Origin of the sequence: Mycolicibacterium tusciae (genome assembly GCF_002086795.1) — a bacterium.
Classification (GTDB): Bacteria; Actinomycetota; Actinomycetes; order Mycobacteriales; family Mycobacteriaceae; genus Mycobacterium; species Mycobacterium tusciae.
Genome location: NZ_MVIM01000003.1, coordinates 528,753 through 542,083, shown reverse-complemented (window position 1 = coordinate 542,083; position 13,331 = coordinate 528,753). Strand labels below are relative to the sequence as shown.

Annotated in this window: 20 protein-coding genes; 8 read left to right on the top strand and 12 right to left on the bottom strand. The window is 66.2% G+C overall.

Annotation, left to right across the window (positions count from 1 at the left end; translation table 11 throughout):
* The first annotated feature begins 30 nt into the window (after positions 1-30).
* Genes BST47_RS08570 through BST47_RS08560 form a run of 3 tightly spaced genes read left to right on the top strand, consistent with a single transcriptional unit; the run spans position 31 to position 2,251 of the window.
* Complete coding sequence (locus BST47_RS08570; RefSeq protein WP_083125049.1) at positions 31-663, top strand: acid phosphatase; 633 nt, start codon at positions 31-33, stop codon at positions 661-663.
* Positions 660-1,757: an isochorismate synthase gene (locus tag BST47_RS08565; protein ID WP_083125048.1), complete on the top strand. Its 1,098-nt coding sequence runs from the start codon at positions 660-662 to the stop codon at positions 1,755-1,757. Before BST47_RS08570 ends, BST47_RS08565 begins: the two co-directional genes overlap by 4 nt.
* Positions 1,754-2,251, top strand: coding sequence for a GNAT family N-acetyltransferase (locus tag BST47_RS08560; protein WP_083125047.1), 498 nt, complete (start codon positions 1,754-1,756; stop codon positions 2,249-2,251). The genes BST47_RS08565 and BST47_RS08560 overlap by 4 nt, the downstream gene beginning before the upstream one ends.
* Here BST47_RS08560 and BST47_RS08555 read toward each other — a convergent pair.
* Positions 2,188-2,628, bottom strand: coding sequence for a hypothetical protein (locus BST47_RS08555; protein ID WP_083125046.1), 441 nt, complete (start codon positions 2,626-2,628; stop codon positions 2,188-2,190). The two genes, BST47_RS08560 and BST47_RS08555, sit on opposite strands and share 64 nt — an antisense overlap.
* A gap of 50 nt (positions 2,629-2,678) precedes the next feature.
* On the opposite strand from BST47_RS08555, the gene BST47_RS08550 reads away from it, so the two are divergent.
* Together BST47_RS08550 and BST47_RS08545 are read left to right on the top strand one after the other, a co-directional pair.
* Positions 2,679-3,629, top strand: a complete 951-nt coding sequence (locus tag BST47_RS08550; protein ID WP_083125045.1) for a diacylglycerol/lipid kinase family protein — start codon at positions 2,679-2,681, stop codon at positions 3,627-3,629.
* 251 nt (positions 3,630-3,880) lie between these two features.
* Positions 3,881-4,135, top strand: a complete 255-nt coding sequence (locus BST47_RS08545; RefSeq protein WP_006245866.1) for a WhiB family transcriptional regulator — start codon at positions 3,881-3,883, stop codon at positions 4,133-4,135.
* Between the two features lie 125 nt (positions 4,136-4,260).
* Here BST47_RS08545 and BST47_RS08540 read toward each other — a convergent pair whose 3' ends face one another.
* On the bottom strand, positions 4,261-5,769 hold the full coding sequence (locus tag BST47_RS08540) for a two-component system sensor histidine kinase PdtaS (RefSeq protein ID WP_083125044.1): 1,509 nt from the start codon (positions 5,767-5,769) through the stop codon (positions 4,261-4,263).
* A 32-nt stretch (positions 5,770-5,801) separates the two neighbouring features.
* Positions 5,802-6,017, bottom strand: a complete 216-nt coding sequence (locus BST47_RS08535) for a biotin/lipoyl-binding carrier protein (protein WP_014208824.1) — start codon at positions 6,015-6,017, stop codon at positions 5,802-5,804.
* Between the two features lie 169 nt (positions 6,018-6,186).
* Between BST47_RS08535 and BST47_RS31585 the strand changes: the two genes are divergently transcribed.
* On the top strand, positions 6,187-6,279 hold the full coding sequence (locus BST47_RS31585; RefSeq protein WP_014208825.1) for a 50S ribosomal protein bL37: 93 nt from the start codon (positions 6,187-6,189) through the stop codon (positions 6,277-6,279).
* 3 nt (positions 6,280-6,282) lie between these two features.
* Here the strand turns inward: BST47_RS31585 and rsrA are convergent, their stop codons facing one another.
* Positions 6,283-6,588: a mycothiol system anti-sigma-R factor gene (gene rsrA, locus BST47_RS08530; RefSeq protein WP_083125043.1), complete on the bottom strand. Its 306-nt coding sequence runs from the start codon at positions 6,586-6,588 to the stop codon at positions 6,283-6,285.
* Positions 6,585-7,223: a sigma-70 family RNA polymerase sigma factor gene (locus BST47_RS08525; protein ID WP_207568573.1), complete on the bottom strand. Its 639-nt coding sequence runs from the start codon at positions 7,221-7,223 to the stop codon at positions 6,585-6,587. Before BST47_RS08525 ends, rsrA begins: the two co-directional genes overlap by 4 nt.
* Positions 7,224-7,433: 210 nt before the next feature.
* On the opposite strand from BST47_RS08525, the gene BST47_RS08520 reads away from it, so the two are divergent.
* On the top strand, positions 7,434-7,949 hold the full coding sequence (locus BST47_RS08520; protein WP_083125041.1) for an aminoacyl-tRNA deacylase: 516 nt from the start codon (positions 7,434-7,436) through the stop codon (positions 7,947-7,949).
* 102 nt (positions 7,950-8,051) lie between these two features.
* A complete protein-coding gene (locus BST47_RS08515; RefSeq protein ID WP_083125040.1) occupies positions 8,052-8,900 on the top strand; it encodes an SDR family oxidoreductase in 849 nt (282 codons plus the stop codon).
* Here the strand turns inward: BST47_RS08515 and BST47_RS08510 are convergent.
* The 7 genes from BST47_RS08510 to BST47_RS08480 form a co-directional block, all read right to left on the bottom strand.
* Entirely contained in the window at positions 8,897-9,616 is a 720-nt protein-coding gene (locus BST47_RS08510; RefSeq protein WP_083125039.1) for a YqjF family protein, read from the bottom strand. The genes BST47_RS08515 and BST47_RS08510 overlap by 4 nt on opposite strands.
* 38 nt (positions 9,617-9,654) lie before the next feature.
* Positions 9,655-10,506: an enoyl-CoA hydratase/isomerase family protein gene (locus BST47_RS08505; RefSeq protein WP_083125038.1), complete on the bottom strand. Its 852-nt coding sequence runs from the start codon at positions 10,504-10,506 to the stop codon at positions 9,655-9,657.
* Positions 10,507-10,512: 6 nt separating this feature from the next.
* A complete protein-coding gene (locus BST47_RS08500; protein WP_083125037.1) occupies positions 10,513-11,094 on the bottom strand; it encodes a TetR/AcrR family transcriptional regulator in 582 nt (193 codons plus the stop codon).
* 62 nt (positions 11,095-11,156) lie between these two features.
* Entirely contained in the window at positions 11,157-11,405 is a 249-nt protein-coding gene (locus BST47_RS08495) for a hypothetical protein (protein WP_083125036.1), read from the bottom strand.
* Positions 11,402-12,268: an oxygenase MpaB family protein gene (locus BST47_RS08490; RefSeq protein WP_083125035.1), complete on the bottom strand. Its 867-nt coding sequence runs from the start codon at positions 12,266-12,268 to the stop codon at positions 11,402-11,404. The genes BST47_RS08495 and BST47_RS08490 overlap by 4 nt, the downstream gene beginning before the upstream one ends.
* Entirely contained in the window at positions 12,265-12,486 is a 222-nt protein-coding gene (locus BST47_RS08485; RefSeq protein WP_234809615.1) for a hypothetical protein, read from the bottom strand. Before BST47_RS08485 ends, BST47_RS08490 begins: the two co-directional genes overlap by 4 nt.
* Positions 12,487-12,542: 56 nt before the next feature.
* Positions 12,543-13,319 (bottom strand): SOS response-associated peptidase, encoded by a 777-nt coding sequence (locus BST47_RS08480; RefSeq protein ID WP_207568560.1) that lies wholly within the window; start codon positions 13,317-13,319, stop codon positions 12,543-12,545.
* Positions 13,320-13,331: the final 12 nt, after the last annotated feature.

The window sequence follows — 13,331 nt, the reverse complement described above, 5'->3', positions numbered from 1 at the left end:
CACGACCCAACGTGGGGCAGAATCGCCAGAGTGTCGGCCCACAGCGAAGCTAGGGGAAGTCAGCAGCACCGCCTGCTACTTCTTCGTCATGGGGAGACGGAATGGTCACTCTCGGGTCGGCACACCGGCCGCACTGAACTCGAGCTCACCGAAACCGGCAGCGTGCAGGCCAAGCTGGCCGCCGACGCGCTGGACGTGCTGAGCCTGGACAACCCGCTGGTGGTGTCCAGCCCGCGGCAACGCGCACTCGTCACCGCTGAGCTCGCCGGACTGACGGTCGACGAGGTCTCCCCTGTTCTCGCCGAATGGGATTACGGCGACTACGAGGGCCTGACCACCAAGGAGATTCAACAATCCGTGCCCGACTGGCTGGTGTGGACGCACGGATGCCCGGGTGGTGAATCCACCCAGCAGGTCAGCGATCGCGCCGACCGCGCCATCGAGTTCGCGCTGGAGCAGATGAAGTCGCGTGACGTCCTTTTCGTCGGCCACGGCCATTTCTCCCGAGCGGTGCTGACGCGCTGGGTGCAGCTCGAGATCTCCGAGGGCATCAGGTTCGCGATGGTGGCCGCCTCGATCGCGGTGTGCGGATACGAGCACGGTGTGCGCCAGATCATCGCACTGGGATTGACGGGCCATCGCCACCCATGCCTGCCCTCATGACCCGCGAACCGTCGTTCGTCCTCGCCTCGGGCGGCAGCGCCGTCATCGCCGACGGCGTGCACACCGCATTCCCGAGAGTCGCGGAGGCACGGGCCGCGCTGGCCTCGCACAGCGCGCCAATCGTTGTGGGCGCCTTACCCTTTGACATGTCGAAGCCGGCGGCGCTCATCCGGCCGCAGGGAGTCCAGTTCCTCGATGCGCTGCCGGAGTGGCCGTTGCGCACGCTGCCGTCTGTGCACATCGCCGAGACGCTGCCGGAGCCGGACGAACACCGTTCCCGCATCGCGTCAGCGCTGCAACGCCTGCGCGATCCCGACAGCGGCCTGCACAAGGTCGTGCTGGCCCGCGCGCTGCGCCTGGTCGCCGATGGTCCGTTGGATGCCCGCACGATCCTGGATCGCATCGTCGCTCAGGACTCCGCGGCCAATGCGTTTCTGGCGGACCTGACCGCGGCCGGCGGCGGGTACTCGGGCAGTGCGCTCATCGGTGCGAGTCCGGAGCTGCTGGTGGCACGCAAGGGCGACCGGATGCTGTGCGCACCGTTCGCCGGATCGGCGCCACGCCTGGCCGATCCCGAGGCCGACGAGGCGAGCGGGGCGGCGCTGGTGGCCTCGGCGAAGAACCGGCACGAGCACCAGCTCGTCGTCGACGCGGTGCGCACCGCACTGGAGCCGCTGTGCACCGAATTGGACATTCCGGCAGAACCGAAACTGAACAAGACCGCTGCCGTCTGGCATCTCTACACCCCAATCAGTGGGCGACTGCGCGAAAACGCCACCACAGCACTGGATTTGGCGATCGCCCTACACCCAACGCCGGCGGTGGGCGGAGTGCCCACCGATGCGGCCGAACAGCTGATCAACGAACTCGAGGGTGATCGCGGGTTCTATGCGGGCGCGGTGGGCTGGTGCGATCAGCGCGGCGACGGCCGCTGGGTGGTGTCGATCCGCTGTGCACAACTGTCCGCCGACCGTCGCACCGCATACGCCTACGCCGGCGGCGGGATCGTCGCCGAATCCGAGCCCGACGACGAAGTCGACGAAACCACAACGAAATTCAAGACGATATTCGCAGCCCTTGGAGTGCAGCCATGAGCGAGCTGATCCGTTTTGCCCGGCCGGGCGACGAGCCGGAACTGACCGCCATGGTCTATGAGCTCGCCGAGTTCGAGCATTCCGTGGACCAGTGCACACTCACCGAGGAGCGGCTGACGGCGGCGTTGTTCGGTGATGTGCCGACCGCGTGGGCGCACATCGCGGAGGTCGACGGCAAAGCCGCCGCGTGCGCCATCTGGTACCGCACCTTCTCGACGTGGGAGGGCGTGGCCGGCATCTATCTCGAAGATCTGTTCGTGCGCCCCGACTTTCGCAGGCTGGGACTGGCGCGAAAACTGCTCGCCGCACTCGCGCGCCAATGCATCGACATTGACGGCGCCCGGCTGGAGTGGGCTGTGCTGGACTGGAACGTCAACGCGATCGCGCTCTACGACGCGGTCGGCGGCAAGCCGCAGGACGAGTGGATCACCTACCGGGTTTCGGGCCCGGACTTGTCGGCGCTCGCCGCGTCGTCGGCGGCCGGCGAGCCCTGAGCCGCCGCCCACTGCAGGGCTGACGGGCTGAACAGCAGGGCCAGCACGGCCAGCACCATGACCGCAACCGCGACGCCGGGCACCCACTGGCCCGATCCGACGCCGACGTACCAGGCCACCCCCAGCAGGATCAGCTGGGCGAACACGGCCAGGCCGCGTCCCCACTGCCGGCCCGTCCACAGCGCCCATCCCGCAGCAAGGACGGCCGAACCCATGACGACGAACCATCCCGCGGTGCCGAACAGGTTCATTCCGGGCTCACGGGTGCCGAGCAGCCCGCTCACCAGGTACCAGACCGCCGCACTCACGCCGGCAACGCCTTCCAGCGATACCACGATGGCTGCCTGACGCACGGATGCCGGGGAGGGAACGGTCACGACCTCGAGGGTAGAGGTTCGGCTTGCCCCTTTAGATAGGGTCGTCCTCTGTGCGCGCCGTGCTGATCGTTAACCCCAATGCGACGTCGACGACCCCGGCCACGCGTGATCTGCTCGCTCACGCCCTCGAGAGCCGGGTGAAGCTCACCGTCATCCACACCGACCACCGCGGTCACGCGGTGGAGATCGGCCGCGAGGCCGCGGCCGACGGTGTGGAGGTGCTGATCGTGCACGGCGGCGACGGCACCGTGAACGAGGTGGTGAACGGCATTCTCGAGGTCGGCGGGCCGGGTGTGGGGGCGCCGGCCGTGGGCGTCGTGCCGGGCGGCTCGGCGAACGTGTTTGCACGTGCACTCGGGATCAGCCCGGACCCCATCGAGGCCACGAATCAACTCGTCGACCTGCTGTCCGCCTACCGCCGTCGCAAGACCTGGCGGCGCATCGGCCTGATGGACTGCGGCGAGCGCTGGGCGGTGTTCACCGCGGGCATGGGTGTGGATGGTGATGTCGTGGCCGCCGTCGAGGCGCAGCGCGCCAAGGGCCGCAAGGTCACGGCCTCGCGCTACATCCGCGTGGCGATCCGCGAAATGCTGTCCAGCGCCCGCAAGGACCCCTCGCTGACGTTGCACATCCCCGGCCGCGACCCCGTGGAGGGCGTTCATTTCGCCTTTGTGTCGAACTCCAGCCCCTGGACGTACGCCAACACGAGGCCCGTGTGGACAAACCCGACGACCTCGTTCGACACCGGCCTGGGTGTCTTCGCGATCACCAGCATGAACGTCTGGGCCAATCTGCAGCTGGTGCGCAAGATGCTGGCGAGACGCCCGCGCATAGACGCAGCGCACTTGATCCGGGAAGACGACCTACCACAGCTGAGAGTGACGAGTGACACACCGGTCGCCTGCCAGATCGACGGCGATTACCTCGGGCTACGCGACACGATGACGTTCACGTCGGTGCCAAATGCCTTGGGTGTTGTTGCGCCGTCGGCGAACACCTAGCCTGAGCAGCGATAACGCCGCCGGATCAACCGATTCAGGGCGCAGGTGGAACGAGTGTAGTACAAACGAGTGAGGGCTTGAAAATGCGGGCCTGCTAGTGAGGTTGCCCACTTGTTAACTCATCAGTATTGACATCTGTTCAGCCTGTGAAAAACTCGGATGCAACAGTGCAGAAACATTTCATGCGCATGCGTTAACAGCCGAGAAAACGTCAGTGCGCTGTGCTGCGCACACGATAAGGAGTTATAGCTATGGATTGGCGCCACAAGGCGGTCTGTCGCGACGAAGATCCGGAACTGTTCTTCCCGGTGGGAAACAGTGGCCCGGCCCTCGCTCAGATCGCTGACGCGAAGCTTGTCTGCAACCGCTGTCCGGTGACTACAGACTGCCTCACCTGGGCGTTGGAGTCTGGACAGGACGCAGGCGTGTGGGGCGGCATGAGCGAGGACGAGCGGCGCGCGCTGAAGCGGCGCAATGCCCGCACCAAGGCCCGCAGCGGGGTCTAAAGCTCCCATCCCGCATCAGACACGTATTACGGCCCCGACGAAAGTCGGGGCCGTAATTTTTTGGTAATGAAATTCACGGGAATGGCGTCAGTCGATGTCAATTTTCATCGGTCGACACAAGTTACCTACTGCGCCAGACGGGCACGGCGCCCGATCGGCACCCGCAACACCACATCCGTACCGCCGGAGTCCACCTCGTGCATGCCGAGCGAACCGTCCAGTTCCGCCGACACCAGCGTCCGCACGATCTGCAGTCCAAGCCGATCGGACTTCTCCAGGCTGAAGCCTTCGGGCAGCCCGCGGCCGTCGTCATGTACCACCACGTCGAGCCAACGAGCCGAACGTTCGGCGCGGATCGTCACGCACCCGTGCTGAGTGGACCTGTCGAAGGCGTGCTCGATGGCGTTCTGCACCAGTTCGGTGATCACCATGATCAAGGCCGTGGCCCGGTCGGCGTCGAGTACACCCAGTTCGCCGACCCGGTTGATCCGGATCGGGTTGTCCGAATCCACCGGAGCCGCAACGTCGTTCATGATCGGCAGGATTCTGTCGATGACCTCGTCGAGGTTCACCTCTTCGTCCACCGACATCGACAGCGCGTCGTGCACCAACGCGATCGAGGACACCCGGCGCACCGACTCGATCAGCGCCTCGCGGCCCTCGGCGTTGTTGGTGCGCCGCGCCTGCAGTCGCAGCAGGGCGGCGACCGTCTGCAGATTGTTCTTCACCCGATGGTGGATCTCGCGGATCGTCGCGTCCTTGGACAGCAGCGCGCGGTCGCGGCGCTTGACCTCGGTCACGTCGCGGATCAGCACGGCGGCTCCAACAGCGTTGCCGTGCACCACAAGTGGCAGCGTGCGCAGCAACACCGCGGCGCCGCCTGCGTCGACTTCCATCCGCATGCTCGAACCGCCGGCCAGCGAGTCACGGACGTGGTCGGCCAACTCCTGGGCCTCGAATGGGTCCGAGATCAGCGGCCGGGTCACGGTGACCAGGTTGTGTCCCTCGAGCTCGGCCGCAAGGCCCATCCGGTGGTAAGCCGAGATTGCGTTCGGGCTGGCGAACGTGACGATGCCGGTTCCGTTGAGGCGGATGAAGCCGTCTCCGACACGTGGGCTCGAGCGCGACATGGCGACGTCACCGACATTCGGGAAGGTGCCTTCGGACAACATCAGCAGCAGGTCGTCGGCGCAGTCGAGGTACGCGCTTTCCAGCGGACTCGCTTTGCGCGCCGCCAGTGCGGTCTGATGCGTCAGCACCGCGACCACATTGTTGTTGTAGCGCACCGGAACAGCCTCCACGTTGAGGCTGGGGGGATCCTCCTGCAAATCCCTATAGCCCGTCGGGTTTTGCCTGCCGATGGCACCCGAGTCGAACGCATCGGCCACGACGGGCATCTCATGTGCCTGGTTCAGGGTGCCGACGGCGTCGGCGAGTAGCACCGTCGGCGCGGTGTTCGGTCGGACCTGCGCCACGCACACCAGCGCACCTTCATCGCGACGCACCCACATCAGGAAGTCACCGAATGAGAGGTCGGCCAGGAGCTGCCACTCACCCACCACCGCATGCAGATGGTCGACGGCGTTGCCGGGCAGCATTGTGTGCTCGGCGAGTAGGTCACCGAGGGTCGACATCGGGCCTCACTGTTGCGGGCGTCGAACCCGCATCAGCTGATCACTGCGATGAGGTCGCCGGCCTGGATCACGTCGCCGACCGACACACTCACCTTGCTGACGGTGCCTGCGACCTCGGCCAGGACCGGGATTTCCATCTTCATCGACTCCAGCAGCACCAGGGTGTCGCCCTCGCCGATCTGATCGCCCTCGTTCACCACGACCTCGAGCACACTGGCCACGATCTCGGCGCGAACATCCTCGGCCATCTTCACCCCTTCGGAGTCCTATGTCCTCGGCACCCGGCTCCGCGTACCTGACGCACATATCGAACCACACCACCGGCCCGGCAGAGTTGTCGCCAGGCCGTGAGAGAATGGCTACGAGCACCCGCTGGATGCGGGCTCCACAATCCCCTGTACCGAATGGAGGACGACCATGGCTAAGCGTGGCCGTAAGAAGCGCGACCGCAAGCACTCGAAGGCCAACCACGGAAAGCGGCCCAATGCGGGCTCGAAGGCCGTCAAGTAGCGGCTAACCGCGCCGGATGATGGTGGTGCGGCTGATCTCGATGCGCAGCCGCTCACGCAGGCTGTCAGGGGCTTTCTCCCCGCCGCACTTATTCGCGATCAGCTTCTTCACGCGGTCCTCCACGCCGTAGTGGCGTAGGCACGCGGGGCATTCTTCGAGGTGATGGCGCAGTTTGTCGCGGGTTTCGGCGGTGCATTCACCGTCGAGCAGCGTCCACACCTCGGCGATCACCGCAGCACACTCCGGATGCTCCGGGTCGACTGGACCGACCGGCGGCTGCCAGCGCTCTTCGTCGTTGGTCGAGCTCATGACGAAACCTCCTCAGGTGCCTCGACCTGCTCACCGCGAATGAATCCGCGGTCGCGGGCCACGTCGGCGAGCAATTCACGAAGCTGACGCCTGCCTCGGTGCAGCCGGGACATGACCGTGCCGATCGGGGTATCCATGATCTCGGCGATCTCCTTGTACGGGAACCCTTCCACGTCGGCGTAGTACACCGCCATCCGGAACTCCTCGGGCAGCGCCTGCAGCGCGTCCTTGATCTCGCTGTCCGGAAGGGCCTCCAAAGCCTCCACCTCGGCCGAGCGCAGCCCGGTCGACGAATGCTCGGCATTGGCCGCAAGCTGCCAGTCGGTGATCTCCTCGGTCGGATACTCCGCAGGCTGGCGCTGCTTCTTGCGGTAGCTGTTGATGTAAGTGTTGGTCAGGATTCGGTACAGCCACGCCTTGAGGTTCGTGCCTTCACGAAACGAGCGGAAGCCTGCATAGGCCTTCACCATGGTTTCCTGCAGCAGGTCCTCGGCGTCCGCCGGATTGCGCGTCATGCGCAGCGCGCCGCCGTACAGCTGGTCGAGCAAAGGTATCGCGTCACGCTCGAACCGGGCGGTCAGCTCGGCGTCTGACTCGTCCGATCTTGCGGGCGCCGACCCGTCAATGTCGGTCATCGCGGGAAGCACCGTCCCTTCTGTTGCGGCGCCACCAAACAGGCCCGGCAGGTCCACCGGACGCTCTAAGGCAAGTGCTGGCACCTTGACCCCTCCTTCGATCGTAGAGGTTGAGACGGACATCTTTCCCGGCTGCCGCTGCTGGCAGCCCTGACTGCCGTCAACAACAGCGCCACCGGGTGGGCTTGTTCCCGCACTACGCTCGAGCCCGTGACGCGTGCGGCAACTCCTGCGATCGCGGTCCTGGTGGCAGCCGGGGTGCCCCACGAGGTTCTCCAGTACCACCACGACCCCCGCAATTCGTCGTTCGGTGAGGAGGCCGCGCGGGCGCTGGCCCACACCGAGGGCGTCGAGCCCGAGCAGGTGTTCAAAACGCTGGTGGTGGCAATGCCGGCGGGGCCCCGGAGCCCCGGCCGCGACATCAGACTCGGCGTCGCCGTGCTGCCGGTGCCCGCCAAGCTCGCGCTCAAGGCGACCGCCACCGCGCTGGGCGTGCCGAAGGTCACGATGGCTGAGCGCGCGGCCGCCGAACGTTCGACCGGATACGTGATCGGTGGGATCTCGCCGTTCGGCCAGCGCCGGGCCCTGCCCACAGTTGTCGACGAGTCGGCGCTGACCTGGGATCGCGTGCTGTGCAGCGCGGGCAGGCGAGGCTGGGAGGTCGCGGTGCATCCGCGGGATCTGATCGCCCTGACCACCGCGACCATCGCCGCCATCCGCGCCTGACGATCCGCCGAACGTGGGTTACCCGCACGCTTTTGGCGCGAAAGGTGTGCCGGTAACCCACGTTCGCGCCGGGGTGCGTCGGCGGAGTCATAGGGTGAGGCCATGTCGCTCTCAGGGAAGACCATGTTCATCTCCGGAGCCAGCCGCGGTATCGGGCTGGCGATCGCCAAGCGCGCGGCCGCCGACGGCGCGAACATCGCGCTCGTCGCCAAGACCGCCGAACCACACCCCAAGCTTGAAGGCACCGTCTACACCGCGGCCAAGGAGATCGAGCAGGCGGGCGGCCAGGCGCTACCGATCGTCGGCGACATCCGCGACGGCGACTCGGTCGCATCGGCGGTGGAGGCGGCGGTCGCGCAGTTCGGCGCGATCGACATCTGTGTCAACAACGCCTCGGCGATCAACCTGGGTTCGGTGACGGAGGTCCCGCTCAAGCGGTTCGACCTGATGAACGGGATCCAGGTGCGTGGCACCTATTCGGTGTCGCAGGCCTGCATCCCCCACATGATGGGACGCGAGAATCCGCACATCCTGACGCTGTCGCCGCCGATCCGGTTGGAGCCCAAGTGGCTCAAGCCCACGGCCTACATGATGGCCAAATACGGGATGACGCTGTGCGCCTTGGGAATTGCCGAGGAGATGCGTGATGCGGGCATCGCCTCCAATACGCTGTGGCCCCGCACGATGGTGGCGACGGCGGCGGTACAGAACTTGCTCGGCGGCGACGAGGCCATGGGCCGGGCCCGCAAGCCGGCGGTGTACTCCGATGCCGCGTACGTGATCCTCAACAAGCCGGCCCGCGAGTACACCGGCAACACCGTGCTGTGCGAGGACGTGTTGCTGGAGTCCGGTGTCACGGATCTGTCGGTATACGACTGCGTGCCCGGTGCCGAACTCGGCGTCGATTTATGGGTGGACACGCCGAATCCGCCCGGATACACCGGCCCCTAGACCACCTGCGAGGGCCTTCCGAACCGCGCGTGCACGCCCGGGGAGAACAGCGCACGTAGGCGTTGGCCAGCGACCTCCACTCCGGCCGCGGTCAGCAGATCGTCCTCGAGGTCGAGGATTTCGGCCTCCTGCAGCGGCCACTGGCCGTGTTCGTTGGGCACCCACCACGTGCGTCCGGCTTTACGGGTGTGCCCGCCCCAGCGCGCCGTAAGCCACACCTCCAGCGGCGTGGGCGTCACCGGGTCGCCGATCCGCACTCGGAGCCTGCTGCGCAGTCCCCTGGTCGGCAAGCGCCGAACGCTGGAATACGTGATCTCGTCGTCGCGCTGGATGACGCGCATCTTCGCCCAGGTGTACGGAACTCCCATCAGCGCTCGCGTGAGCCCCACGACGGCCAGTCGCTGGGTCTCCAGCGACCTGAAGAGCACGCCGTGCCGGCCGGCGTCGTCGACCGAGTACAGCCGGATGTTGGTCTCGGCGAAGCGTCCGAAGTACGGCAGTCGCAGCGACGTGCCCAACGCGCTGTGGCGCATCACGAACGGCACCAGCGCCACATAGGTGAGGCCGTCGGAGAACACGTCCGGGCGGGTGCCCGGCGGGAACAGGTGCGTGACGCGCTGCGGCCGGACCGGCCAGTGAACGAAGGTGAGGTCGCACCAGAACTGGTCGAACAGCACGGGCCGCGGCAGCGGCGGCGCGGTGACCTCAAAGCTCACCGCGCCATCGTGGCACGCGCGGAGGCCATGTCTTCGCGCTACGACGATGTCCGTTGACCGAGCATGCCGTGCACGTTGCCCGCGAAGGCCGCGGTGGTGAAGCAGGTCGGCTCGGCGAATTCCTCCATGGTGAGCGCGTCATTCCAGCTCGCATCGGCGGCGGCGCGCAGCAGCGGCTTCGTCATCGCCATCGCATGCGGGGGCATGTCAGCGATGCGCGAGCACCATTCGTCGGCCGCGTTCAGCAGCTCGCCGTGAGCGACCACCTGCTGCACCAGCCCAAGACGCAGGGCGGTCTCGGCGTCGATGTGCTCGCCGCACAGGTAGAACGCCAACGCTCCCTGATAGCCCAGCCGTCGGGTCAGCGCCCAACTGGTCCCGACCTCAGGAATGAGTCCCAGCCGACCGAAAGCGGGCACGATCACGGCCCGTTCGCTGGCGATGACGAGGTCACACGTCATCGCCCACGCCAAACCGACACCGGCAGCGGGGCCGTTGAGCGCGGCGACGAACAGGGTGTCCGAACCCGCGATGAGCCGGGCGATGCCGCCGAATTCGCGTCTGATCCAACGCCATACATCGGCGCCACCCTCCGGGGCATCGCGGTTCTCGATGGCTGCGCCCATCATCTTCAGGTCGCCGCCGGCGCTGAATCCCGGATCGGAACCGGTGATGACGATGGATCGCACGTCGGGGTCGGCATCCAGGACGGTCAGCGCCCGACGCAGTTGGCGTACCAGCGGCGCGGAGAGCACGTTGAGCCGCTGCGGCTCGTCGAGCGTGACGACCGCTCGGTCACCGCGACGGTCCACCCGTACCCGCTCCGGAGCGTCAGTGGCGTCGCCTTCGGCCAGCAACCGCCGGTACAGGGAATCGGTTTCGCTTTTCATGGTGGTTCACTCCTCGGTTTCATTGGCGCGCAACGCCGTCCAGGCGGCATCAGCGAACGTATCGACGGCCCCGCGCGGAAGCTTGGCCGCTGAGCCGGCCACCCAATAGCGCGAGAACTCCTGCGCGGGCCCGAGCCACAGCGCGGCGGTGATCCCGATATCCAGCGGTCCTAGCGCCCCGTAAGCCTGGTGCGGGCGCCACCAGTCCCGGACCGCCGCGAAAAACACGCTGTTGCAATGGCGCAACTCGCCACTGTCCAGCCGGGAACCCAGTAACAGTGCGGCCTCGCCGCGGTGTGCGCTCACCCATCGCAGGTGATACCTCACACCGCCACGAATACCTCCCTCGGCCGTATCGTGTTCGCGCAGCATCGTGATGAACCCCGTCTGGTACTCGCTCATCAGCTGCGCGTAGACGGCGGTCGCCAGCGACAGCTTGTTGGGAAAGTGGTGATAGAGCGCGCCGACACTCACCTGCGCCTCGCGCCGCACCTCGTCCAAGGTCGCTGAGAGTGCCCCATCGATCGCGAACCGCCGGCGTGCCACGTCCAATAACCGGGCCCGTGCATCCACGCCTGTTCGAGGCACGAGCAATACTCTATCAATACAGAGAATTTCTCGGTACTAGAGGCGGCCGGGGCTAGCCCTTTTCACGCCGCGCAGACGTCGGCACCGAGCATGAGCTGGGGCCACATGGCCGCCGTCTGGACGTAGGCCAGGATCTCGGAGCCGGCGGGCAACCGGATGCGGAACGCGGTGTCGAACAGTTGCACCTGCTCGGCGTCGAAGAAGGCCCACACGAACCCGATGAGCAGGTACGGAATCGCAAGCCACAGCGCGAATTCGATCATCGCCGCCACACTCACCTTCCGGCTCAGCACCCGGCGCAGGAAGCTCACACCAACGCGCGTTCTCGGCGCACCCGGCGCCGCACATCTGCCAGCAAGACATAACTGCCGCCCTGACGGACGAACACCGGCAGGAATCGGTTCCCCAGAGCGACTACCAGGAAAAGGCTTTCGAAGAGCCACTGCCGGAAATCACCCCACTGCACGCCCATGGCATCACGGAACACCGGTGCCAGGAATCCGATCGTGAGAAACTTGAGCAACGGCCGGAATGGCAGGCCCAGCACGGGGTTGATCATGTGCAGGTTCAGCAGGTCGAGCAGATAGCCGCGGACGCGATCATCGATGGCGACCTCAGTGCACGCCGTGGCCCAGTACGCATCGAATTCCACTCGGGTGGGCGGCCATTGGTCCTCGGTCACCTGCAGCGTCGTGCCCAGGGTCCATGCCGACCGGTAGAACTGCTCGGACTGTTCAGCGGTCATCTCACCACGCAGGAGTTGGTACGTGTCTTCCAGTCCGACGAACAGGCACGCTGCCACCCACATCTGCAGGTCGCGGTCAAAAGCGTTGTAACGCACCGGGCTGTCCGGGGTGGACTTGACGTGCCGATGCGCACCGTTGACGGCCTCACGGAACGCCGCGCGGTCCTGCGGCGTTCCAATGATCGCGACCGCGAGGTATTGGAACGTCGTCCTCGCCCGTTTCCACGGATGCTTGAGCAGATTGCCCGAGTCCACCTTGCTTTCGACGACGCCGTAGCCCACCCCGGGACGCGACAGCTGCATGATGACGTTGGCCGCTCCGGCGGCGAACGACCAGAAATCCATTGCATCGGCCGCGGTGACGTGTTCGTCGTGGTCCCACCTGGTCGTGCGCCTGTGGATGGTGATGCGGCAGCGTTCAGCGGTCATATCGTGCACACTGCCGGGACGATCAACACAGGCCACGAGGCGATCGATACGAGAATCGACAGGATCCGCGCGGACCCGTCCCAGCCGATCTGGTCTCCCGCGATGGCCGTCCACACCACGCCGATGAGCAGGTAGGGAACCGCGAGCATCGCCCCGGTACCGATCCACTCGGCGATGGTCATCTCGAAGGCGAGGACCTTTCTGGCAGCCGCGAGCATGCAGATATGTTAATGGCTATTCTGCCTTGAGCGGCCGTATATGCCCGAAAAGTCCGCTACAGCAGCGTGGCCTGTTCGGGTTCGGGCTCGGCAGGCTCGATCAACTCGGGGCCGTTGTTGCGGATGCTGTTGACCAGCCGGGACACCTCACGGATCTCGATCCGGTCCAGGTCACCATGACCACGCAGCAGCCCCTCGTCGATCGGCGCGTCCGGGTCGAGCCAGCGGTCCCAGTCGCGTTCACTGATGGTCAGCGGCATCCGGTCGTGGATCTCGGCCAGTGGGCCCGCGGCGTCGGTGGTGATGATCGTGCAACTCACCAGGGGCGCCGAGTCCTTCGGCGCCTCTCGGGGGCGCCACGTCGACCACAGACCGGCCATGAACAGCGGCTCGCCATCGCCCCCGTACATGTAGAACGGCGTCTTGGGAGCCTTCTTGCCCGTCGCCGTCTCTCCGTTGGGCCGCCATTCGTACCACCCGTCCATCGGTATGAGGCACCGCTTGCTCTTGGCCGAGTTCCGGAAGACGGGCGAGGTGGTCAGTTTTTCCGAACGCGCGTTGATCAACAGCGGTCCCTTGGTGTCCGGACCGCCGTCTTCGGTGGTCTTGGCCCACGGCGGGACGAGACCCCAGCGCATCGACCGCAGCCGGCGGGTCGACTCGTCGTCGGGCTCGCTGTGACGTTTCACCACGGTGTTGATCGTCGTCGTCGGCGCGACGTTGTAGTTGGCGGCCGGCGCGTCCTTCTTTGCCGCCGCCACGCTCTCGTCGATCGCCTGGATCTTCTCGGCCAACAACGCCGGATCGGTGGTCACCGCGAATCGTCCACACATATATCCCATGGT